The organism is Streptomyces sp. NPDC044921 (assembly GCF_056432865.1).
The window spans coordinates 304,591-327,252 of sequence record NZ_JBWKIF010000007.1 but is presented as its reverse complement, the minus strand read 5'-3'; the positions used below and the strand labels follow the sequence as shown (position 1 = coordinate 327,252).

General features: G+C 72.9%; 19 protein-coding genes and 4 tRNA genes. 12 read left to right on the top strand and 11 right to left on the bottom strand.

Going from position 1 to position 22,662, the window contains the following annotated elements; genetic code table 11:
* The first annotated feature begins 110 nt into the window (after positions 1–110).
* Both AC07DA_RS14270 and AC07DA_RS14265 read left to right on the top strand, forming a co-directional pair.
* Complete coding sequence (locus AC07DA_RS14270) at positions 111–752, top strand: GTP cyclohydrolase II (protein ID WP_479127799.1); 642 nt, start codon at positions 111–113, stop codon at positions 750–752.
* A gap of 117 nt (positions 753–869) precedes the next feature.
* Positions 870–1,397: a MarR family winged helix-turn-helix transcriptional regulator gene (locus AC07DA_RS14265; RefSeq protein WP_479127797.1), complete on the top strand. Its 528-nt coding sequence runs from the start codon at positions 870–872 to the stop codon at positions 1,395–1,397.
* Positions 1,398–1,491: 94 nt separating this feature from the next.
* On the opposite strand, the gene AC07DA_RS14260 is transcribed toward AC07DA_RS14265, so the two are convergent.
* Both AC07DA_RS14260 and AC07DA_RS14255 read right to left on the bottom strand, forming a co-directional pair.
* Positions 1,492–2,352 (bottom strand): RNA polymerase sigma factor SigF, encoded by an 861-nt coding sequence (locus AC07DA_RS14260; protein WP_479127795.1) that lies wholly within the window; start codon positions 2,350–2,352, stop codon positions 1,492–1,494.
* Positions 2,353–2,684: 332 nt separating this feature from the next.
* Complete coding sequence (locus AC07DA_RS14255) at positions 2,685–3,128, bottom strand: MarR family transcriptional regulator (protein WP_479127793.1); 444 nt, start codon at positions 3,126–3,128, stop codon at positions 2,685–2,687.
* Positions 3,129–3,401: 273 nt separating this feature from the next.
* Between AC07DA_RS14255 and AC07DA_RS14250 the strand changes: the two genes are divergently transcribed.
* The 5 genes from AC07DA_RS14250 (at position 3,402) to AC07DA_RS14230 (ending at position 7,518) form a co-directional block, all read left to right on the top strand.
* Positions 3,402–4,562, top strand: coding sequence for a PP2C family protein-serine/threonine phosphatase (locus AC07DA_RS14250; protein WP_479127859.1), 1,161 nt, complete (start codon positions 3,402–3,404; stop codon positions 4,560–4,562).
* 145 nt (positions 4,563–4,707) lie between these two features.
* On the top strand, positions 4,708–5,619 hold the full coding sequence (locus AC07DA_RS14245) for an STAS domain-containing protein (RefSeq protein ID WP_479127791.1): 912 nt from the start codon (positions 4,708–4,710) through the stop codon (positions 5,617–5,619).
* Positions 5,616–6,041, top strand: a complete 426-nt coding sequence (locus AC07DA_RS14240; RefSeq protein WP_479127789.1) for an STAS domain-containing protein — start codon at positions 5,616–5,618, stop codon at positions 6,039–6,041. The genes AC07DA_RS14245 and AC07DA_RS14240 overlap by 4 nt, the downstream gene beginning before the upstream one ends.
* A complete protein-coding gene (locus AC07DA_RS14235) occupies positions 6,038–6,481 on the top strand; it encodes an ATP-binding protein (RefSeq protein ID WP_479127787.1) in 444 nt (147 codons plus the stop codon). Before AC07DA_RS14240 ends, AC07DA_RS14235 begins: the two co-directional genes overlap by 4 nt.
* A complete protein-coding gene (locus AC07DA_RS14230; protein ID WP_479127784.1) occupies positions 6,481–7,518 on the top strand; it encodes a SpoIIE family protein phosphatase in 1,038 nt (345 codons plus the stop codon). Before AC07DA_RS14235 ends, AC07DA_RS14230 begins: the two co-directional genes overlap by 1 nt.
* Positions 7,519–7,535: 17 nt before the next feature.
* Here AC07DA_RS14230 and AC07DA_RS14225 read toward each other — a convergent pair whose 3' ends face one another.
* The 9 genes from AC07DA_RS14225 to AC07DA_RS14185 form a co-directional block, all read right to left on the bottom strand.
* Positions 7,536–9,404, bottom strand: coding sequence for an ABC transporter ATP-binding protein (locus AC07DA_RS14225; RefSeq protein ID WP_479127782.1), 1,869 nt, complete (start codon positions 9,402–9,404; stop codon positions 7,536–7,538).
* Complete coding sequence (locus AC07DA_RS14220; protein ID WP_479127780.1) at positions 9,401–9,835, bottom strand: lasso peptide biosynthesis B2 protein; 435 nt, start codon at positions 9,833–9,835, stop codon at positions 9,401–9,403. Before AC07DA_RS14220 ends, AC07DA_RS14225 begins: the two co-directional genes overlap by 4 nt.
* Positions 9,832–10,086, bottom strand: coding sequence for a lasso peptide biosynthesis PqqD family chaperone (locus AC07DA_RS14215; RefSeq protein ID WP_479127778.1), 255 nt, complete (start codon positions 10,084–10,086; stop codon positions 9,832–9,834). Before AC07DA_RS14215 ends, AC07DA_RS14220 begins: the two co-directional genes overlap by 4 nt.
* A gap of 30 nt (positions 10,087–10,116) precedes the next feature.
* Complete coding sequence (locus tag AC07DA_RS14210; RefSeq protein WP_479127776.1) at positions 10,117–11,955, bottom strand: lasso peptide isopeptide bond-forming cyclase; 1,839 nt, start codon at positions 11,953–11,955, stop codon at positions 10,117–10,119.
* A gap of 26 nt (positions 11,956–11,981) precedes the next feature.
* Entirely contained in the window at positions 11,982–12,092 is a 111-nt protein-coding gene (locus AC07DA_RS14205; RefSeq protein ID WP_107473153.1) for a keywimysin-related RiPP, read from the bottom strand.
* Between the two features lie 385 nt (positions 12,093–12,477).
* Positions 12,478–12,550, bottom strand: a tRNA-Lys gene (locus AC07DA_RS14200).
* Positions 12,551–12,699: 149 nt separating this feature from the next.
* Positions 12,700–14,856 carry a DEAD/DEAH box helicase gene (locus AC07DA_RS14195; protein WP_479127773.1) on the bottom strand — a complete coding sequence of 719 codons (2,157 nt, stop codon included), beginning with the start codon at positions 14,854–14,856 and terminating at the stop codon, positions 12,700–12,702.
* 622 nt (positions 14,857–15,478) lie between these two features.
* On the bottom strand, positions 15,479–16,021 hold the full coding sequence (locus AC07DA_RS14190; RefSeq protein ID WP_479127771.1) for a hypothetical protein: 543 nt from the start codon (positions 16,019–16,021) through the stop codon (positions 15,479–15,481).
* Positions 16,022–16,108: 87 nt separating this feature from the next.
* Positions 16,109–16,459, bottom strand: coding sequence for a metallopeptidase family protein (locus AC07DA_RS14185; RefSeq protein WP_190199398.1), 351 nt, complete (start codon positions 16,457–16,459; stop codon positions 16,109–16,111).
* 83 nt (positions 16,460–16,542) lie between these two features.
* On the opposite strand from AC07DA_RS14185, the gene AC07DA_RS14180 reads away from it, so the two are divergent.
* From AC07DA_RS14180 to hrpA, 5 genes are all read left to right on the top strand, one after another.
* Positions 16,543–18,117, top strand: a complete 1,575-nt coding sequence (locus AC07DA_RS14180) for a metallophosphoesterase family protein (protein WP_479127768.1) — start codon at positions 16,543–16,545, stop codon at positions 18,115–18,117.
* An 80-nt stretch (positions 18,118–18,197) separates the two neighbouring features.
* Positions 18,198–18,270, top strand: a tRNA-Glu gene (locus tag AC07DA_RS14175).
* 35 nt (positions 18,271–18,305) lie between these two features.
* A tRNA-Asp gene (locus tag AC07DA_RS14170) sits at positions 18,306–18,380 on the top strand.
* 24 nt (positions 18,381–18,404) lie between these two features.
* Positions 18,405–18,478 (top strand) — tRNA-Phe (locus AC07DA_RS14165).
* Positions 18,479–18,650: 172 nt separating this feature from the next.
* Positions 18,651–22,595: an ATP-dependent RNA helicase HrpA gene (gene hrpA, locus AC07DA_RS14160; protein ID WP_479127766.1), complete on the top strand. Its 3,945-nt coding sequence runs from the start codon at positions 18,651–18,653 to the stop codon at positions 22,593–22,595.
* Positions 22,596–22,662 lie beyond the last annotated feature (67 nt).

Below are 22,662 nucleotides of genomic sequence, written 5' to 3'. Positions count from 1 at the left end.
AGCATGAGTAGGGTTCGAGCCGTGGATCTGCTTCAAATCTGAAGCACATGGCCACGCGAACGCGCCAGACGGCTGTGCCGCCGAACAGGAACGGAACCGAGAGGCCCCGCATGCCCGACACCCCCAGCGTCATCGCCACCCCGCGCGCCCGCGTCCGGGTCCCGCTGCGCTTCCACGACGGCTACGAGGCCGACGCCGAGCTCGTCACCTTCCACGGCCTGGCCGACGGCCAGGAGCACGTCGCCGTCGTCCTGGGCGAGCCGGGCCCGGTCCCGCTGGTGCGGCTGCACTCCGAGTGCCTGACCGGGGACGTGTTCGGCTCGGCCCGCTGCGACTGCGGCCCGCAGCTGCGCGAGGCGGTCGAGCGCATCGCCGAGCGCGGCGGCGTGCTCCTCTACCTCCGCCAGGAGGGCCGGGGCATCGGCCTCTACAACAAGCTGGACGCCTACGCCCTCCAGGACCAGGGCCTGGACACGTACGAGGCGAACGCGGCGCTGGGGCTGCCCGAGGACGCCCGCGACTACACGGCCGCGGCGCAGATGCTGCGGGCCCTCGGCATCGGCGAGCTGGACCTGCTCTCCAACAACCCCGACAAGGCGGCCCAGTTGCGCGCCCTGGGCGTCGGCGTCCGCGACCGGGTCCCGACGGGCGTGTTCACCACCGCGCACAACGTCCGTTACCTGCGCGCCAAGGTCCTCCAGACGCAGCACACGCTGCCGCTCGCGGCGTTGACGGAGCTGAGCGCCGGCTGAGCCGTCCGGGTCCGATCCGGCGCCGAACGGGACGGCTTGCCCCTCGGCTCTTCGGGTACAGCCTTTGAATGAGGGCGACCTCCGCAGTACCCGGAGCTTATGGAAAGTGACCGTTTCGTGACCGATCTCGACGGCCCCGGAGACCACCGGGCGAGAGGACGAGGTGATGGCCCGGAGGCCGTCGCGGCCCAGATCGCCGATGCCGTGGAGAGCCTGGCGTCCCTGTGGTCGGTCGCCGCCCAGGACGCGTCCCTGCGGCTGTCCCCGCACCAACTGCGGGCGCTGCGCGCCCTGCAGGCCTCCCCCGGCCTCAACCTCACGTCCCTGGCCGACCGGCTGGCCATCGGCCTGCCCACGGCCAGCCGCCTCTGCGACCGCCTGGCCGCCGCGGGCCTGCTGGAACGCGCCCCGCACCCGGACACCCGGCGCGAGGTGCAACTCCGGCTCACCGCCCACGGCCGGCGCGTCCTGGGTGACGTGGCGGTGCGCCGCGCCCAGGCCCTCACCACGGCGCTGGAGGCGATGGAACCGGCGGAACGGGCGGCGCTCCGGCGGGGATTGCGGGGGTTCCTGGCCGCGCGGCGGACCGCGGTGCCGCGCGTGGACGGAACCGACGGGACGCACGGGACGCACGGGCGCGGATGAGTTCGTGGGCCGTGCCGACGGCGGCACGGCCCACGAACTCATCCGGGCCTCACGGTCTCATCGGGGACGCAGGGCCTCATCCGGGGCTCAGGCCTCACTCCGTCGCCAGCATCCCCGAGCGCAGGCGCGCCACCGTGCGGGAGAGCAGCCGGGAGACGTGCATCTGGGAGATGCCGAGCCGGGCGCCGATCTCCGCCTGCGTGAGCTCCTCCACGAAGCGCAGGTGGAGGATGAGGCGCTGGCGCTCGTCGAGTTCGGCGACCAGCGGCGCGAGGGCGTGGAAGTCCTCGACCAGTTCCAGCGCCGGGTCCTCCCCGCCGATGAACTCCGAGAGCTTGGTGTCGCTCTCCTCCGCGTCACCGGTGACCGCGGCGTCCAGCGAGGAGGACAGGTAGCCGTTGGCCGCGATCTGCGCCTCGACGACCTCCTCCTCGGACAGGTTCATCAGGGCCGCGAGCTCCGCGACCCTGGGCGCGCGGCCCAGCCGGGAGGCCAGCTCCTCGGTGGCCTTGGCCAGTTCCGTACGGGCCTCCTGCAGCCGGCGCGGCACGTGCACCGCCCAGGACGTGTCCCGGAAGAAGCGCTTGATCTCACCGACGATGTACGGCACCGCGAAACTGGTGAACTGCACCTCGCGGGAGACCTCGAACCGGTCGATGGCCTTGATCAGCCCGATCACGCCGACCTGGACGACGTCCTCCATCGACTGGCCGCCCGAGCGGAACCGCCGGGCCGCGAAGCGCACCAGCGACATGTTCATCTCGATGAGCGTGTTGCGCGCGTACTGGTATTCGGGAGTGCCCTCCTCCAGCACCGCCAGGCGGTCGAGGAACTGCCCCGTCAGCTCGCGCGCGTCCTGCGGAGGGATCTTCTGCGGCTCCGCGATCTGCGGCAGCTCCTCGCCTGCGTAGGTGGCGGAATCCGTCGTCGTGCCGATGCGCGTGGTCGCGGTCACGGGCCCTCCCTCGTAGTTCCGGCCCGCTCCGATCCCCCGACAGGCCACCTCCACCGCCGCTACCCGCACTCGCCCCGGTCATGCCACCCTCCGTTCCAGCCGAGACGTAGACCACAGTCGGCGCAGGTCGGGGCGGTGGCGGGGTACTCGCACGAGAGGTGTGCCGGTACGAGCGGGAGGCGGCGGTGCGGTGCGGCGAGAGAGACCCAGGGGGTCGTGGAACGGACAGTTGTCGTTTGACAACTATAGTCGTGGAGCAACAAAGTAGCGGTGCCGAGCAGGCGGCGGGAAGGCCCCGGAAGGGACGACCCCTCGACGCCCCGGCGGGCAGGTCAGGCAGTCCGGGTGCCGGACGCGCGGGAGTCGTCGGAGTCGTCGTGTATCTGGGCCGCCGCCGCGTCGCAGAACGCCTCCAGACCCTGCAGCAGCGCGACCCGCTTGGCGGCGGGCATCTGGTCGAGCACGGCGCGCAGCGCCTCCTCCCGGCGCACGCGCAGATCGGCCAGGAAGGCGCGGCCCCGGCCGCTGAGCCGCAGGCGCAGCTCGCGCCGGTCGACCGGACTCACCACGCGTTCGACGAAACCGGCCGCCTGCAGCCGGTCGCACAGCCGGCTGGTCGAGGGCGGCGTGGAGGCGAGGGAGTCGGCGAGCGTGCGCAGGTTGATGCCCTCGTGGTGCTCCAGGATGAGCAGCACGCGCAGCTGGGACGCGGACGCGGGCGCCGTCGAGGCCCGGCCCCACAGGACTTCCAGCAACTCCGCGGCCGTGGAGGTCACACGGGCGACCTCTGCGGGCTCAGGGCGGGGTCGGAGGGAAGTCACAGTCACACTCTCGCAGGCACCGGGGTGGCCGTCAGCGTACTAGGCGCGCGGGGAACCGGTGGCGGCAACGGCCACGGACCACGCCCGCCCGTCCCCCCGCCGGCCGCCCGCCCGGGCATACCCGGGGCCCCGTGCCCGGAACCTCCCTTCTTCCACAACCCGTCGGCGCCGGTCTGACCCGCCGGCGCCCGACCAAGGACTGGTGTAACCAACCCCATGACGACGACCATGCACAGATTCGTGGCCGCCGAGCGCGCCCTGCGCACGGCGGCACCCCACCAACTGCTGGACGCGGTCCGTCGTGTACTGACCGATCAGTACGCGGCGGACTCCGTCGAGCTTTTCCTGGCCGACTACGGGCTGTCGGTGCTCCAGCCGGTGTCCGTCCTGCCGCACACCGACCAGCCGGTGCCGGTGCACAGCAGCCCGGCCGGCCGGGCCTTCGGCGCGCAGGAGCCCCACGTGGAGACCCTCCCGGACGACCTGGTGCGCGCCCACCTGCCGGTCACCGTGCGCGGCGACCGCCTCGGCGTGCTGACGGTGACCCTGCGCGGCCGCGAGCACGCCCGGGCCGCCCTGGCCGAACTGGCGGAGATCGCCGAGGTGCTGGCGCACGAGGTCGTCGTGGCCGAGCGGGACACCGACCTCTACCTCCAGGCCCGCCGCAGGGACCGGCTCACCCTGGCCGCCGAGATGCAGTGGCAGCTGCTGCCGGCCCGCTCCTGCGCCCGCCCCGAGTACGAGCTGGGCGCCCAGCTGGAACCGGCGTACGCGATCTTCGGTGACAACTTCGACTGGTCCGCCTCGGCCGACCGGCTCAGCCTCTACGTCACCAACGGCATGGGCGAGGGCATAGAGGCCTCCCTGCTGACGAACCTGGCGATCAACGCCCTGCGCAACGCCCGCCGGGCCGGACTCGCCCTCGCCGACCAGGCGGCCCTGGCCGACCAGGCGGTGTACGCCCACTACCGGGGCCGCTGCTACCTCTCCGTGCTCATGCTCGACATCGACCTGGCCACCGGGCTGGTCCGGGCCGTGGACGCAGGATCGCCACGGCTGCTGCGGCTGCGGGCCGGCACGGTGGAGCCGGTGGCGTTCGACGCCCAGCTGCCGCTCGGCATGTTCGAGGAGACCGACTACGTGGCCCAGGAGTTCCGCGTGGAGCCGGGCGACCGGCTGATCTTCGTCAGCGACGGGGTGTACGACGTCGCCTCCCCGGGCGGCGAGACCTACGGCGCCGCGGCCCTGACCCGGGCGATCCAGTCGACCCGGCTGCTCCCGGCCGCCGAGGTGCCCCGGGCCATCCTGCGCGAACTGACCGGACACCGCGGCGAGACCGCCCCGGACGACGACGCGCTGGTGGTGTGCCTCGACTGGCGTGGCCGCTGAGCGAGCGGGGAAGGCGCAGGTCGTAAGGGTTCGCAGCGAGGTGTTTTGAGGTGCCGAACGTCGGCACTAATGTTTGTCATACGGCAAGTAACGGACTGAGGCGCCGGAGCGACCTCGGTCCGGCCCGCGCAAGGGAGCGATGCACGTGTCGGTGTCGGAAGAGAACGCGGAACAGCAGCCGGCCGCCCAGCAGGTGAGCGCCTTCCTCGAACGGCGCCGGGAGCAGATCGCCCAGCGCTGGGCCGACGCCGCCCTGTTCCGCACGGTCTTCACCGTCTCACGCGACGAGGCGGTCGAGGCCGGCCGGGCCGTGGTCGCCGCCCTGGCCGCCGTGGCGGCCTCCGGCGGGCTGGAGGACGTCCGGGCGTCCGGCTTCGAAGCGGTCCGCGACCAGCTGGGACGGATGGCCGCCTCCCGCGCCCGCACCGGAGTGGACCCGGACGGGGTGGCCCGCGAGGTGGCCGCCCTGCGCGCGCCGGTGACCGAACTGCTGCGCGCCGAGTTGGACGACCCGGACGGCCCCGGGGCCCTCGACTGCGTCGTGGCGCTCACCGTGCTCATGGGCACGCTGCGCCTGGTCGTGATGGAGACCACCGTCAGCGCGGGCGAGGAGGTGATCGCCCGCCAGCGCGAGCAGCTGCACGAGGTGGCCACCCCGGTGATCAAGCTCTGGGAGGGCACCGTCGCCGTTCCCCTCATCGGCACCCTGGACAGCGCGCGCAGCCAGGTCGTCATGGAGAGCCTGCTGGACGCGATCGTCGCCGAGCGCGCCCGGTTCGCGATCCTCGACATCACCGGCGTGCCCACGGTCGACTCGCTGGTGGCGCAGCACCTGATGAAGACGGTGGCGGCGGCGCGGCTGATGGGCGCCGAGTGCATCGTCTCCGGCATCCGGCCCGCGATCGCCCAGACCATCGTCCACCTCGGCATCGACCTCGGGTCGGTGCTCACCCGCGCCAGCCTGGCGGACGCCCTCGCCTACGCGCTCAGCAGGCAGGGCGTCGAGATCGCGCCGCTGCGGTCGGCCGGCGCGGCGGCGGACGCGGGCAGGCGATGACCGGGGCCGCGGGGCCCCCGGTGGCCGGGGCCACGGACGGGTACGGCTTCACGGTGCCGGTCCTCCGACTGGGCGACGTGCTGCTGGTCACCCTCCAGGGGGAGTTGCACGACGGGATGGCCGAGCAGCTCCAGCACGACATCACGTCCCGGATCGCCCGCTCCCGGGTGACCGGCGTGGTCATCGACATCTCCGGCGTGGACATCGTCGACTCCTTCCTGGGCCGGGTCCTCGCCGAGATCGCCGCCGGAGCGGGACTGCTGGCCGCGCGCACGGTCCTGGCCGGCATGCGCCCGGCGGTGGCCATCACCCTGGTCGAGCTGGGCCTGACCCTGCCCGGGCTGCGGACCGCCCTGGACGTCGAGCGAGCGATGGAACTGCTCGCCGCCGGGCCGCGCGACGGCGAGGGGAGTCCTTGGTGACCGCTTTCCGCCACGCCGCCCCGGCCACCCTGCCGATCGCCTCCGACGCCGACCTGGCCTGGGTCCGCCAGCAGGTCCGGCAGGCCGCCGCCGAGCTCGGCTTCGGCCTGGTGCAGCAGACCAAGCTGGTCACCGCCGCCAGCGAGCTGGCCCGCAACACCCTCGTCCACGGCGGCGGCGGCCATGTGGAGCTCACCCCGCTGCACACCGGGCAGGCGCGGGGGCTCAGGCTGGCCTTCGTCGACTCCGGGCCCGGCATCCGCGACCTGGAACAGGCCATGACCGACGGCTACACCAGCGGCGGCGGCCTCGGCCTCGGCCTGAGCGGGTCCCGGCGCCTCGTCCAGGAGTTCCAGGTGGACAGCACGCCCGGCGGCGGGACCACCGTCACCGTCACCGCCTGGGCCACCGTCGTACCGCCGACCCGTCCGGGGCCGTGATGAGCAGGGTCTGGGACGTGCCGGTGGCCGACTCGACGCGCGTGCGGGACGTGCGGGTGGCGGCCGAGGAGGCCAGCGCGTGCGCCGGTCTGCCCCCGCAGCGGACCGCGACCGCCGCGCTCGTGGCGACGGAGCTGGCCACCAACCTGCTGCGGCACGCGGACGACGGGCACGTGATCATCAACCTGGTCGAGAGCGCGCAGGACCGGCGGACGGCGGTGCAACTGCTGTCCCTGGACCACGGCCCCGGCATCCCGGACGTCGCGCAGGCCATGCGCGACGGCTACAGCACCGCCGCCACCCTGGGCGCCGGCCTGGGCACCTGCCGGCGCATAGCCAACGCCTTCGACCTGCACAGCGCGCCCGGCCGGGGCACCGTGGCGGTGGCCCGCATCGACCACGACCCGGCCGTACGGGGCTCGGCCCCGTCCCCGCATCCGCGCGCCGGCGGCGTCAACGTGCCCCTCGGCCGGGCCGAACACTCCGGGGACGCCTGGGGGTGGGTGCACACCGACGACCGGCTCACCCTGCTGATCGCCGACGGTCTCGGCCACGGCGCCAAGGCGGCCGAGGCCTCCACGACCGCCGTGGCCGAACTGCGCGGCGTCGCGGACCGGGCCCCCGCCGACATCCTGCGGCACCTGGGCAGGGCCCTGCGTCCCACCCGCGGCGCGGCCGTCGCCGTGGCCCAGGTCGACCTCGGCTCCGGCCGGCTGCACTTCGCCGGGATCGGCAACATCGGCGCCCGCCTGCGCACCGACGGCGGCTGGAAGCCCCTGCTCTCCCACCCCGGCATCGTCGGCGCCCAGGCCCCCGCGACCGTACCCGCGCACCGGGAGCCCTGGCGCGACGACAGCCTGCTCGTCCTGCACAGCGACGGCATGCCCACCCGTTGGGCCCCGCCCGACGACGCCGTCCTGCTGCGGTGCGACCCGGCCGTGGTGGCGGCGGTGCTCCTGCGGGACGCGGGGAGCGCGGCCCGGCCGGCCGGGGACGACACCTGCGTGGTGGTGCTGGGCGGCGGCGCCGGCTCCTGAACCCGGCGCCCCGCTCCCTACCGGACGGTCCCCGCGGCACGGAACGGGCCGGCGGCCGGACGCAGCATCTGCCCGGCCGCCAGTTCCCGGTAGACGGGGCTGCCGGCGAGCAGTTCCTCGTGCGTCCCGCAGGCGCTGGTGCGCCCGTCGTCCAGCACGACGATGCGGTCCGCGTGCTGCACGGTGGAGAGCCGGTGCGCGATCACCAGGAGGGCGCACTCCCGGGCCACGTCCTTCATCACCCGGGCGAGCGCCGTCTCGTTGATGGCGTCCAGGTGGGACGTGGGCTCGTCCAGCAGGAGCAGCCGGGGGCGGGCCAGCAGGGCGCGGGCCAGGGCGACGCGCTGGCGCTCGCCTCCCGACAGGGTGCTGCCGCGCTCACCGAGCATGCCGGACAGGCCACCGGGCAGCCGCCGTACGACGTCGTCGAGCCGGGCGAGTTCGACGACGCGGCGCACCTCCGCCTCGGGGGCGTCGGGCACGGCGTAGGTGATGTTGTCCCGGAGCGTGCCGTGGACGACGTGGGTGTTCTGGTCGACGACGGCGATCCGGGCCCGGCACGCGGCGCGGCTCAGTTCGCGGGCGGGCCGCCCGTCGAAGAGGAGCACTCCGGAGTCCGGTTCGTAGAACCTGGCCGCCAGGGCGAAGACGGTGCTCTTCCCGGCGCCCGACCGGCCGACCAGCGCCGTCTGGCGCCGGTCGGGGACGGTCAGGTCCACCCCGCGCAGCACCGGCCGGCCGGGGTCGTAGCCGAAGGTGACGGCGCGCAGGGCGAGGACGGGCTCCTCTCGCGGCGCGGTCCGTACGGCCGGCGCCCCGCCGGGGCACCGGGGCGGGCTCGGTTCCGCCGGTTCGGCGGGCAGGGCCAGGGCCTGCTCCACGCGCGTGTAGGCCCCCATGCCCCGCTGGATCAGGCCGACCGCGCGGAAGACCGACGACAGGGGCAGGACCAGGTAGGAGGCGTACAGCAGGAAGGCGACCAGGTCGCCGAGGGAGTTGGCCTGCCCCCCGACGCGCAGGCCGCCGATGACCAGGACGATCAGGAACGACCCCTGGACGGCGAGTTCGACGGCCGGGCTCATCACCGACGCGAGCTTCGCGGTCCGTACGCCCGCGCCGTACGCCGCCTCGACCCGCTCGCCGATGCGCCGCGCCTCGCGCTCCTCGGCGCGGTGCACCCGGACCATGGGCAGGGCGCCCAGCGCGCGCTCCAGGTCGGCGGCGATGGCGCCGACGGCGGCCTGCATCCGCTCGGAGGCGGCCCGGATGCCCTTCAGCAGCGACGCCACGACCAGGGCAGCGGCCGCCACCGTCGCCGCGACCAGGAGCAGCAGCAGGGCGTCGATCCACAGCATCAGGGCGATCGCGCCGGCCGCGACGAGCGCCCCGGTCACCAGGTCGACCAGGGCCTGGGAGACCACGTCCCGCAGCACGGTCGTGTCGACGGTCACCCGGGAGATCAGGTCGCCGGTGCGGTGCCGGTCGTGCTCCCGCATCTCCAGCCGGAGCAGCCGCGCCACCAGGCCGTGCCGCAGCTGCCGCACGACGCCCTCGCCCATGCGTTCCAGGACGAAACGGCCCACCGCGCCGGTCACCGCCTCGGCCGCGAACAGGACGGCCAGCACCAGCAGCAGGGCCCACGGCACCTGGCCGCCGCCGCTGACGTCCACGGCCCGCTTGGCGACGAGGGGCTGGGCCAGGCCGAGCGCGGAGCCCGCGAGGGTGAGGACCGAGGCGACCGCGATGGAGGAACGGTGGCCGGCGGTGAGTCCGTACAGGGTGCGGACGGCGGCCCGGGTGGAGCGGTCCCGCCCTCCGCCGTCGCCGGTGACGGTGTCCGGTGCCGGGCCGGCGGCGTCCTCGCGCTCCGCCGCGGGGTCGCTCATCGGGCCGTGCGGTCCGGGGCGGGGACGGTGATGAGCCGGGCGAAGTAGTCGTCCGGCACGCCCTCGCCCACGGGACGCCCGCCCGCCTCGACCCAGGCGTGCGCGGTGAAGGGGGGCACGACGCGTACGCCGGTGCACCAGGTCGGCCAGGTGCCGCCGAGCCGGCACAGCAGGACGGCGCCCAGGGACCGGGGCAGGCAGCCCTTCGGCCCGGCGCAGCGCAGGCTGACCGCGCACAGGGCGTCCCGCGCCCGCCCGGCCTGCGCGGCGGTGGCCGGTGCGGCTCCGCGGCGCAGGACTTCGAGGACGGCGCGGATGCGGCGCGGGGGCAGCAGCGCCAGCGCGAGGGCGGGCAGCAGCACCAGGCGGGCGGCCACGCGCCGGGTGAAGGGCACGCCCGTGGGGCGCTCCAGGGCGCTGGGGGTCGTCATCGGGCCAGCCCCGATTCCCGCAACTCCCGTACGAGGGCCGTGACGTCCTGCTCCGCGCGGGTCCGGTCGATGTCGAACCGGGCGACGAGCGCGTCGGCCGCCGCGGCCTCGTCGCCGCCTTCGAGGAGTGTGGTGACCACCAGGGTGGCGGTGGGGTTGAGCTCCCAGTAGTCGCCGCTGCGCTCGTCCAGCAGGACGGTGCCGTACGCGGTCTCCGCGGTGGATACGTCGGGGCCGAACCGCAATGCCATGGTGCGACTGCCTTTCTCCGGCATGTGTGCTCAGGGGGTGGGGGTACGGGACAGTCCGCGCAGCCAGACCTCGGCGGCGATGGTCGAGTAGAGGATGGCGTCGCGCAGCCCGGGGGTGGCGGGCCGCTGGGCGAGGCGGCGCAGCGCGTCGCCGTCGACCAGGCCGAGTGCTTCGAGCCGGGAGTCCTCCCACAGCGCCAGCAGGTCGCCGCGGTGCGTGCGCAGCCCTTCGGCGGCGTCCATCGAGGCCGCGGCCTTGTTGGTGCGCCGCAGGCACGCCTCGGGCACGACGCCCCGCATCGCGGCGGTGAGCAGCGGCTTGTACCGCCAGGGCGAGACGCGTTCGCCCGGCCGCACGGCGAGGCAGGCCTCGATGACGCGGTCGTCGAGGAACGGCGAGGCCATCGGCACTCCGGCCCCGGCGGCCATGCGGTCCCACTGGCGGATGATGCGGGTGCAGGCGCGGATCTGCTCCAGGTCGGCGTGCATCCCGCGGTCCGGGTGCAGCGGTGCGGCCGTCGCGGCCGCTTCGTCGAGCGCCCTGCGCACGGCTCGTTCGGCGTCGGGGGTGACCCAGTCGAACAGGCGCGGGGGCATGCCCCAGCCGAGGCTGGTGGTGACGTTCGCCGGGGCCGGAGCGCGCAGCCGCCCCGCCGCGTCGGCGAGCCACCTGCCGTACGGCCGGGAATCGGCCAGTGCCCGGACCGTGTCGGCCGGCGGCCACTGCCACAGGGCCCGGAAGCCGCGCAGCTGCCGCCACGCGAACAGCGGCCGGGTGCGCGCCAGTCGGTGGTAGTAGGCCTCGGAGCACCAGGCCACGTGATCGCCGCCGATGCCGGTGAGGTGCAGCCTGCTGCCCCGCTCGGCCATGGCCGGCAGGTGGTGCAGGACCCGGGAGCGGTCCATGACGCCGATGGTGGGTTCGTCCAGCAGGTCGTCGATGGCGAGCAGGTCCTCGTACACCAGCGGTGAGGCGTCGGCGTCCCACACCACGTGCTCGACGTCCGGCAGGTGCCGGGCGGCCTGCTCGGCCCAGTACAGGTCGGTGTCGGCCGGATCGCGCCCGGGCCAGGTGCTGGCCACCACGCGGGCGGTGGAGCGGTCGGCCAGGAAACACAGGGAGGTCGAGTCCAGACCGCCGGAGAGGTCGCAGCTGACCACGCCGCCCGCGCGGGTCCGGGCGTCGACGGCCGCGGTGAGGGCCTCGCGGACCGCCGGTGCGCCGTCGGCGAGCGGGCGGACCGGTTCCGGTGGCGTCCACCAGCGCGCGTGCCGGGCGGTGCGCCCGTCCGCCCCGACGAACAGCGCGTCCTGCGGGGGGACGGCGGTGACCTCACGCCACAGCGAGGTCTCGGACAGCGGGTAGGGGGTGGGCCACAGCAGCCGTACCGCCAGCCGCTCCGCGTCCGGTTCGGCACCGAGCGCGCGGGCGAGTACGTCGGCGCGGGTGGCGGCCACCCGTACGCCGTCCACCGTGGCGTGGAAGACGAGCCGGAGCCCGGAGGCGGTGCCCTGCACCCGGAGCCGGCCGTCGAGGGCGGCGACGAGGTGGAAGCTGCCGGGCAGGGAGCGGGCCAGGGCATCGGCGTCGGCGGGATCGCGCAACCGCTCGGCGTGCCGGCGCAGTTCACCGGCGTCGACCGGGCAGCAGCCGACGACGGCCAGGGCGGTGCGGCCGGCCCGCGCGATGACGATCTCCTCGTCGGCCCACCGGCCGACCAGCCAGGGCCGGCCGGAGGGGTACGGGAGGGTGCGGGTGCCGGGGCGGGCAAAGGAGCGGGCCACGGCGGCCGCGTCCTCCCGGTCGGTGAAGACCGTGAAGTGCGCGTCGCCGGGGCCCGTCCCCGCACTTGCGTGCAGTTCCGTCATGACGTCGGGTCAGTGACCGTCGCCCGTCAGTTCTTGCTGAGGATCAGCCGGTCGTTGCCGGAGCGCTGCAGGAGCCCCGTCTTCTTGCGGAAGGTCCCGAGCCGGACCAGGGTCGGGGCCTCGTACGCCTTCTTCATGACTCTCCTCCTCTGATGGGGTTGCGCGACCGCTTATACGGGGCGCAGCACCTAGCTATCTGCACAACCGGCGTACGGGGCAAGACCGTCAGAGACCATCCGATGATATGAAAAGCGCGAAGAAGATGGGGAAGTCGCCTCATATGGACCGAAAAAGTCCAACGTTGCACAACTGGGCAGCGGCCTGCGCCCGGATCTGCAGAAACGCTTCGATCTGCGCACCCATGCCGTCGCACGGTTCACCCAGGGCAGGCGGAGCGGGGCGTACGGGAGGGAGCCGCCGGGCGCACCGACGCGTGCGCGCGAGCTCCTTTCCCGCTTCGAGCCGAAACCCGCGCAACGCGAAGGCCCCGGGTCGGATGCACTCCGACCCGGGGCCGAACGGTAGGCCCTGTGGGACTCGAACCCACAACCAATGGATTAAAAGTCCACTGCTCTGCCAATTGAGCTAAGGGCCCGGGCGATGTTGCCCCCACGAGCATAGCCGGACGACGCCGAGTCTCCGATCGGGTATCGGGGTCCCGGCCGTGCCGCGGGCGAAACGGGGCCGCGACGGCCGAGCGCCGTGACCCCGCTGCGGGGTCACGGCGCTCGTCACGCTCGGGGATCAGCCGTTGCGCTTCCAGCGCGGCTTGTCCTCACGGCGACCGAAGTTGCCGCCGCCGCGGTGGTCGTCACGACGGCCGTAGGGGCGGTCGTGGCCCGGGCGGTCGTGCCCGCCGGACCGGAAGCCCGGACGGTCGTCCCGGCGGTCGCGGTTGAAGGGACGGTCGCTGCCCCGGTGCCCACCGCGCTCGTCCCGGCGGAAGCCGCCGCGGTCACGGTCGCGGTTGAAGCCGCCGCGGTCGTCACGGCGCTCGAACGAACGCCCGCCACGGTCGTCACGACGCTCGAAGGGACGGCCACCGCGGTCGCCCCGGTCGTCGCGCCGGAAGCCGCCGCGCTCACCGCGCTCGCCCCGGTCCGCCCGGTCGTCCCGGCGGAAGCCGCCGCGGTCGTCGCGGCGCTCGAAGGAACGCCCGCCACGGTCGTCACGACGCTCGAAGGAGCGGTCACGGTCGCGGTTGAAGCCACCGCGGTCGTCACGGCGCTCGAACGAACGCCCGCCACGGTCGTCACGACGCTCGAAGGAACGGCCGCCACGGTCCCGGTCGAAGGAGCGGTCACGGTCGAAGGACCGGTCCCGGTCGGCGTACCGGTCACGCCCGGTCCCGCCGCGCTCCTCACGCCGTTCCCGGCGCTCGTACGGCGCGGGGGCCTCGGCGCGGTCATGACGCTCGACGTCCTTGGCGGTCGGCTGCTCGGGCACCGACACCTCGACGGCGACGGGAGCGTCCCCGGCCTCGGCGTCCGCTGCCCCGGGCTCCTCGCCGCGCTCCCGCGCGACCCGCGCGAGCAGCCGGTCGGCCTCCTCGCGCAGCTCGTTCGCGCGGCGCTGGGCCCGCTCCAGCTCCTTGGTGAGCTGGGCGACCTCGCGCTCGGCCTGCTGCGCGGCGTTGCCCACGGACTCGGCCTGGACCTCGGTCATGGACCGGGCGCCGGTGATCTCGGCGACCTCCGGGTCGAAGGCGCCGGCGCCCTGGATGATGTGGCGCGTGGCGTCGACGCCCGCGTCCTCCATCAGCCGGAAGATCTGGCGGCGCTGGTGCGGCAGCGAGAGGGAGACGACCGTGCCGGTCCGGCCGGCCCGCGCGGTGCGGCCCGCCCGGTGCAGGTAGTCCTTGTGGTCGCCGGCCGGGTCCACGTTCAGCACCAGGTCGATGCCGTCGACGTGGATGCCGCGGGCCGCGACGTCGGTGGCGACGAGGACGTTGACGTACCCGTCCTTGAAGTCGGCGAGGGTGCGGGTGCGCGCGCCCTGGGTCATGCCGCCGTGCAGCGCGTCCGCCTTCACCCCGGCGTCGCGCAGCTGCTCGGCGACCCGGTCGGCGCCCAGCTGGGTGCGGACGAAGATGATCGTGCGGCCCTTGCGGGAGGCGATCGCGGCGGTGACCGGCGCCTTGTCCTTGGGCTTCACGATCAGGATGTGGTGCGACATGGTCGTCACGGCACCCTGCGCGGCGTCGACCTCGTGGCTGACCGGGTTGTTCAGGTACCGGTCGACGAGGGTCTTGATCTCGTTCTCCATGGTGGCGGAGAAGAGCATCCGCTGACCGCCCGCGGGGATCTGGTCGAGCAGCTCCGTCACCTCGGGCATGAAGCCCAGGTCGGACATCTGGTCGGCCTCGTCGAGGACGGCGATCTCCACGTTCTCCAGGGAGCAGGCGCCGCGGTTGATGATGTCGCGCAGGCGGCCCGGGGTGGCGACCAGGACGTCGACGCCCTTCTCCAGGGCGTAGATCTGGTTGCCCATGGACGTGCCGCCGCAGACGACCTTCATCTTCAGCCCGAGGACGTCGCCGTAGGGCTGGAGCGCGTCGGCGACCTGCATGGCGAGCTCACGCGTGGGGGTCAGGATGACGGCACGCGGCTTGTGCTTCTCGGTACGGCCGCCGGCGAGCTGCGCCAGGGCCGGCAGACCGAACGACAGGGTCTTGCCGGAGCCGGTGCGGCCGCGGCCGAGGATGTCCTTGCCGGCCAGGGCGTCCGGGATGGTCGCGGCCTGGATCGGGAAGGGGGTGGTCACGCCGTTCTGCGCGAGCTTGCGCACGACGCCCTCGGGCAGACCGAGGTCCGCGAAGGTGACCTCGGGGGCCGTGTCGGGGGTGGTGTCGGCTGCCTCGTTCTCGGGCACGACGACGTGATCAGTACTGGTGATGGACATGCGAATGCGAAACCTTCCGGAGTCTCGTCGGCACGCGCCCGTCAACTCCGTGATTCGCGATTCGCAATACGACCGCCTCAATGCGGTCCACCACGGCAAGGGAGAGTACGCGCCACACGGCGCGCTCTGCGGTGGCGCCGGGCAAGATGGGATCAAACGATCTGCCACCATACGCAGTCCGGGCCGCGTTGCGCAAACCGGACCGAGCGGGAGACAGCGGGAAACGCCCCCGCGGCAGCCGCCCCGGTGCACTTCCCGAGAGCGTCAACCACGCCACCCCGCCAAGTGTTCCCACCCCGCGATCCGAACGACCGTGGCGGACGCCACACGACACCACACCCCGGCCGCCGCCACGGACCCACGCGCAGGTCCCACCCGCGGGACCGCTTCCAGGACCCGCCGTCATCTCCGCCCGGTCGTTCCGCAGGCCGCGCTGCCGTCCCCCGCGGCCACTCCACGGCACCGGACTCCGAAAAGTCCGGCCCCCCGAAGACATTCCGAACGTCCGAAGCGACCCCGGGCTCAAGAACAGGCCCCGTACTCCCGAGCGGACCCCGGACTCCCGGGCAGACCCCGGGTTCCCGAGGCTCGCCCCGGTCGTGGGAACGCGCGCCGGACATGCTCAGGCCGGCGCCCCCGCCTCCGGTGCCGGTTCCCGCTGGGCCAGCTGCGGGGCCGGGGGCTCGTGGGCCGATGACGACGGTTCCGGGGTGGGCTCCGGGGAGGTCGTCGGCTCCTGGGGCGTCGGGGTCGGCTCCGGCTCCGTCGTCCGGGTGGGCGTCGGCTGCGCCGGCGGCTTCGGCGCCGGCTTCCCCTCCTTGCCGGGCCTGCCCTGCTTCCCGCCCCCGGGCGCGGACGCGCTCGCGTCGGGCGTCGGCGACGCCTCGGGCGGCGCCGAGCCCTCCGCCCCGCGCCGCTCGCCCTTCTTCCCCTTCTTGCCCTTGCCGCGTCCATGCTCCCCGTCGGCGGCCGCTGCCCCGAACCCACCGGCGCCGCCCGACACGGTCGAGCCGCCGCCGGACGCTTCGCCGCCCCGCTGCCCGGCGGAGTGAGACGGCTTGGCGCGCCCGCCCGCGTCGTCGTCGCCCACGCTCATACAGCCGGCGGCAGCGGCGACGGCCACGACGGTGGCGGCCAGGCGGACGGGTACGTACAAGGGGCGCACGGGGCCACCTCCGGGAGGGCTGATGGAGTCAACACCTCCAACTCCCGCCGCCCACAAGAGGACACGCGCCCCGTATTCACAACCCGCTCAGCCGTAGCCCAGGGCGTGAAGGCGCTCGTCGTCGATGCCGAAGTGGTGCGCGATCTCGTGCACCACGGTGATCTCCGTCTCGGCGACGACATCCTCCCGCGACTCGCACATCCGCAGGGTCGGGTTCCGGTAGATGGTGATCCGGTCCGGCAGCACCCCGGCGTACCACTCACCCCGGTCGGTCAGCGGAGTCCCTTCGTACAGCCCGAGCAGCTCGGGATCGTCCGCCGGCGGTTCGTCCTCGACGAACACCGCGACGTTGTCCATCAGTCGCGTCAGCTCCGGCGGGATCCGGTCGAGCGCCTCGGCGACCAGTTCCTCGAACTCCTCGCGCGTCATCTCCAGCACAGGCCCATTGTCGGCCACGACACCTCCGCGCGAGAGCCTCCCGGCGCCGCATATCCGGCCTCGGACTTGGGCATACGGGACCAATGGCCCGCGTCCCCGCCGCAGTCCTGAGTGCCCTGAACCCGATCCGCAAGGCCCCGCGCGCCCTGGCCCGCCACTACCGGTCCCGCCAGGCGCCCACCACGATCGAGCTCGTACCGCAGCCGCACCCGTGGACCCGCGCGGCGGGGCTCGTGACCGTCGTGCTCGTCGGCGCGTGGCTCGGCCTGCTGGTCGTGGGCAACGTGCGGGTGCCGGTCGGGCCCATGAACACGACGATGACGCTGCGCCCGTCCCTCACCGGCGGCACGAAGATCAACATCTCACCGCTGGGCGCCCTGGAACTGGACAGCCACCTCGCCCCCGTCCGCCTGGACGTCAACGTCGACCAGCTGGACCCGGACCGCGCCCAGGCGCTGGTCGACCACCCCGAGCGGCTCTCCGGCCTCCAGGACGAGGTCGCCCAGGACGTCGGCCGCGGCACCCTCGACCTGGCCGTGCGCTCCGGCGTCGCGGTCGTCGTGGGCGCCACCACCCTGGGCCTCGCGGTCTACCGCCGCCCCCGCCGCGCGATGGCCGCCGGCGGCCTGGCCCTCACCCTGCTCGCCGCCTCGGGCGGCACGGCGTACGCGACCTGGCGCCCGGACTCGGTCCTGGAGCCCAGGTTCTCCGGGCTGCTCACCTCCGCCCCTTCCCTGGTCGGCAACGCGCGCAGCATCGTCACCGAATTCGACGTCTACCAGAAGGAGTTGGCCCGCCTGGTCACCAACGTGACCAAGCTCTACGACGCCACCTCGACGCTCCCCGCGTACGCGCCCGACCCCTCCACGATCCGGGTCCTGCACGTCTCCGACATCCACCTCAACCCGGCGAGCTGGAAGATCATCGCCTCGCTGGTGGAGCAGTACAAGGTCGACGTGATCGTCGACTCCGGCGACACGATGGACCACGGCACGGCCGCCGAGAACGGCTTCCTCGACCCCATCGAGGACCTCGGCGCCCCCTACGTCTGGGTCCGGGGCAACCACGACTCGATGATCACCCAGCGGTACCTGGAAGACCTGAAGAACGTCCACGTCCTGGACGACGGCCGGGCGAAGACGATCAAGGGGCTGCGGTTCGCGGGCATCGGCGATCCACAGTTCACCCCCGACCGCTCCAAGAACACCGGCGCCGAGCAGTCCCAGGAGCTCGCGGGCGCGCGCCTGGCGACGGCCCTGCGCGACCAGCGCGCGGCGGACACCCCGGTGGACATCGCCATCGCCCACGAGCCCTCAGCGGCCCGCGAGGTCGACGGCGAGGTCCCCCTGGTCCTGGCCGGCCACCTCCACCACGACGAGATGGAGGTCCTGAAGTACGGCACGCGGCTGCGCATCGAGGGCTCGACCGGCGGCAGCGGCCTGCGGGCCATCGAGGGCAGGCATCCCGACCCCATCGAGGCGTCGATCCTCTACTTCGACCGGGACACCCGCCATCTCCAGGCCTGGGACGAGATCGAACTGGGCGGCCTCGGCCTCACGACGGCCGAGGTCAGCCGTCACCTCCCGGAGGAGAACCAGCCCGGCGCCTCCCCGTCCCCGAGCACCTCCCCGGAGGACACCGCCTCCCCCTCCTCCTAAACCGTTTTGGCGATACCTCCCGCCATCCCATATGCTTCTCACGTCCCCGACGCGCTGAGAAGCGCCCAGGCGGGCCGATAGCCCTCATCGTCTAGCGGCCTAGGACGCCGCCCTTTCAAGGCGGTAGCACGGGTTCGAATCCCGTTGGGGGCACGCACCACCCTGTGCGACACTGTCGTACGAAGCTTGGTCCTGTGGAGCAGTTTGGAGTGCTCGCCACCCTGTCAAGGTGGAGGCCGCGGGTTCAAATCCCGTCAGGACCGCTGAGGTTTCACGTGAAACCTCGTGGCTGGGTAGCTCAGTTGGTACGAGCGTCCGCCTGAAAAGCGGAAGGTCGCCGGTTCGACCCCGGCCCCAGCCACCGCCGCCCTCACCAGGGCTTGGAGCCCCTCCCCGATTCGACCGGGGAGGGGCTCTTTCGTGTACCGGCGTGGGTGACCGTGCCCGCACGGGGATGCCCGCGCGGCACGGCGAAGAGCCCGGGACAAAAGCGTTAGCCACGAATTTCCCGGGGATGAGATCCTGGATCCCGTATGTCTACGCAATCCGCCCCCGCCCTCGGCGCCCTCGCCCCCCGTCTGACCGAGCTGTCCCTGCGCGACGCGCACCGGCTCGGGCGCAGGCTCGAAGGTGCGCGCAAGATCCGCAAGCCGGAGGCACGGGCCGCCGTGCTGGCCGAGATCGAGGCGGAGATCGCCAAGGGCGAGGAGCGTGTCGCGGCCCGCCGCGCCCGCCTGCCGGAGATCACCTATCCCGAGCAGCTGCCCGTCAGCCAGAAGAAGGACGACATCGCGGCCGCGATCCGCGACCACCAGGTCGTGATCGTCGCCGGCGAGACCGGTTCCGGCAAGACCACGCAGATCCCCAAGATCTGCATGGAGCTCGGCCGGGGCGTGCGCGGCATGATCGGCCACACCCAGCCGCGCCGGATCGCCGCCCGGACCGTCGCCGAGCGCGTCGCCGAGGAGCTGAACACCGACCTCGGCGAGACCGTCGGCTGGAAGGTCCGCTTCACCGACCAGGTCGACCCCGAGGCCACCTTCGTCAAGCTCATGACGGACGGCATCCTGCTCGCCGAGATCCAGACCGACCGCGAGCTGCGCGCCTACGACACGATCATCATCGACGAGGCCCACGAGCGGTCCCTCAACATCGACTTCCTGCTCGGCTACCTCGCCCAGCTGCTGCCCAAGCGCCCCGACCTCAAGGTCGTCATCACCTCGGCGACCATCGACCCGGAGCGCTTCTCGCGGCACTTCGGCGACGCCCCGATCATCGAGGTCAGCGGCCGTACGTACCCGGTGGAGGTGCGCTACCGCCCGCTTCTCGAAGAGGACGGCGACGACGCCGACCGCGACCAGATCACCGCGATCATCGACGCCGTCGAGGAGCTCCAGAAGGAGGGCCAGGGCGACATCCTGGTCTTCCTCTCCGGCGAGCGGGAGATCCGCGACACCGCCGACGCGCTGACCAAGAAGAACTACCGCTTCACGGAGATCCTGCCGCTCTACGCCCGGCTCTCCCACGCCGAACAGCACCGCGTCTTCCAGCCGCACACCGGCCGCAGGATCGTTCTGGCCACGAACGTCGCCGAGACGTCCCTGACCGTCCCGGGCATCAAGTACGTCATCGACCCCGGCTTCGCCCGCATCTCGCGCTACAGCCACCGCACCAAGGTGCAGCGCCTGCCGATCGAGCCGGTCTCGCAGGCCAGCGCCAACCAGCGCAAGGGCCGCTGCGGCCGTACCTCCGACGGCATCTGCATCCGCCTCTACAGCGAGGACGACTTCAACGCCCGCCCGGAGTTCACCGACGCGGAGATCCTCCGGACGAACCTCGCCTCCGTCATCCTGCAGATGACCGCGGCCGGCCTCGGCGACATCGAGAAGTTCCCCTTCATCGACCCGCCGGACCACCGCAACATCCGCGACGGCGTGCAGCTCCTCCAGGAGCTGGGCGCGCTCGACCCGGCACAGAAGGACCCCCGCAAGCGGCTCACCGACACCGGCCGCAAGCTCGCCCAGCTGCCCGTCGACCCGCGTCTGGCCCGCATGGTCCTGGAGGCCGACAAGAACGGCTGCGCCCGCGAGGTCATGGTCATAGCCGCCGCGCTGTCCATCCAGGACCCGCGCGAGCGCCCCGCCGACAAGCAGACCCAGGCCGACCAGCAGCACGCCCGCTTCCGGGACGAGACCAGCGACTTCCTGGCCTACCTCAACCTCTGGCGCTACCTGCGCGAGCAGCAGAAGGAGCGCGGCTCCTCCTCCTTCCGCCGGATGTGCAAGCAGGAGTACCTCAACTTCCTTCGCATCCGCGAATGGCAGGACATCTACACGCAGTTGCGCACGGTCGCCAAGCAGATGGGCATCCACCTCAACGAGGACGACGCCCCGGCCGACCGCATCCACGTCTCCCTCCTCGCCGGCCTGCTGTCCCACGTCGGCATGAAGGACGTCAAGGACGGCGCGAAGAACGAGTACCTGGGCGCCCGCAACGCCAAGTTCGCGATCTTCCCCGGCTCGGCCCTGTTCAAGAAGCCGCCGCGCTTCGTGATGTCGGCCGAACTCGTCGAGACCTCCCGCCTGTGGGCCCGGGTCAACGCCAGGATCGAGCCGGAGTGGGTCGAACCCCTCGCCCAGCACCTGATCAAGCGCACCTACAGCGAGCCGCACTGGGAGAAGGACCAGGCGGCCGTGATGGCGTACGAGAAGGTCACGCTCTACGGCGTGCCGATCGTGGCGCAGCGCAAGGTCAACTACGGCCGGATCGACCCGGAGACCAGCCGCGAGCTGTTCATCCGCAACGCGCTCGTCGAGGGCGACTGGCGCACGCACCACAAGTTCTTCTCGGACAACCGCCGCCTCCTCACCGAGGTCGAGGAGCTGGAACACCGCGCCCGGCGCCGGGACATCCTGGTCGACGACGAGACGCTGTTCGACTTCTACGACCGGCGCATCCCCGAACACGTCGTCTCCGGCGCGCACTTCGACTCCTGGTGGAAGCGCAAGCGGCACGAGCAGCCCGACTTCCTCGACTTCGAGCGCGAGATGCTCATCAACGAGAAGGCAGGGGAGGTCACCAAGGCCGACTACCCCGACTCGTGGCGCCAGGGGAACCTCAAGTTCCGGGTGACGTACCAGTTCGAGCCGGGTGCGGACGCCGACGGCGTGACCGTCCACATCCCCCTCCAGGTCCTCAACCAGGTCACGGACGAGGGCTTCGACTGGCAGATCCCGGGCCTGCGCGAGGAACTGGTCACCGAGCTGATCCGGTCCCTGCCCAAGCCGATCCGGCGCAACTACGTTCCCGCGCCCAACTACGCCAAGGCGTTCCTGGACAAGGCGGTGCCGCTCCAGGAGCCCCTCACCACCACCATGGCCCGCGAACTGCGGCTGATGGTCGGAGTCCCCTTCGACGCCGCCGACTTCGACTGGGACAAGGTCCCCGACCACCTGAAGATCACCTTCCGGATCGTCGACGAGCGGCGCCGCAAGCTGGCCGAGGACAAGGACCTGGAGGCGCTCAAGCTCCGGCTGAAGCCGAAGGCGCGCAAGGCCCTCTCGCAGGCCGCGGCCGCCACGGCCGAGCGGCAGGGCGGCGAGTCCCTGGAGCGCAAGGGCCTCACCGACTGGACGATCGGCACGCTCACCCGCGTCTTCGAGACCCGCCGGGCCGGTCAGCCGGTCAAGGCCTACCCGGCGCTGGTCGACGACGGCGACACGGTCTCGGTCCGCCTCTTCGACACCGAGGCCGAGCAGGCCGAGGCCATGTGGAAGGGCACGCGCCGCCTGATCCTGCGCAACATCCCGGTGAACCCGGCGAAGTTCGCCTCCGACAAGCTGACCAACGCGCAGAAGCTCGCGCTGTCCTCGAACCCGCACGGCTCGGTGCAGGCCCTGTTCGACGACTGCGCGACGGCGGCGGCGGACAAGCTGATCGCGGACTTCGGGGGCCCGGTGTGGGACGAGGAGTCGTACCGGAAGCTGTACGACAAGGTGCGCGCCGAGATCGTCGACACGACCGTCCGCACGGTGGGCCAGGTGCAGCAGGTCCTGGCGGCCTGGCAGGCCTGCGAGCGCCGCCTGAAGACCGTGCGCAGCCCGGCACTGCTGCCGAACCTCCAGGACGTCCACAAGCAGCTGGACGCCCTGGTGAAGCCCGGCTTCGTCACGGAGGCGGGCGTGCGCAGGATGCCGGACCTGATGCGCTACCTGGTCGCGGCCGACCGGCGCCTGCAGCAGATGCCGACGAACGTCCAGCGCGACACCACGCGCATGGAGAAGGTCCAGGAGATGCAGGACGAGTACGCCTGGCTGCTGGAGCAGATGCCGCAGGGCCGGCCGGTGCCGCGGCAGGTCCTCGACGTCCGCTGGATGCTGGAGGAACTCCGGGTCAGCTATTTCGCCCACGCGCTCGGAACGGCGTACCCGATCTCCGACAAGCGGATCGTGAAGGCGATCGACGCGCTGGCACCGTGATCGCCCGCGCACCCTGGGTGAGTTCGACCAGGGGCTCACCCTCCTGTACAGTCTCTTCTCGCAGCGC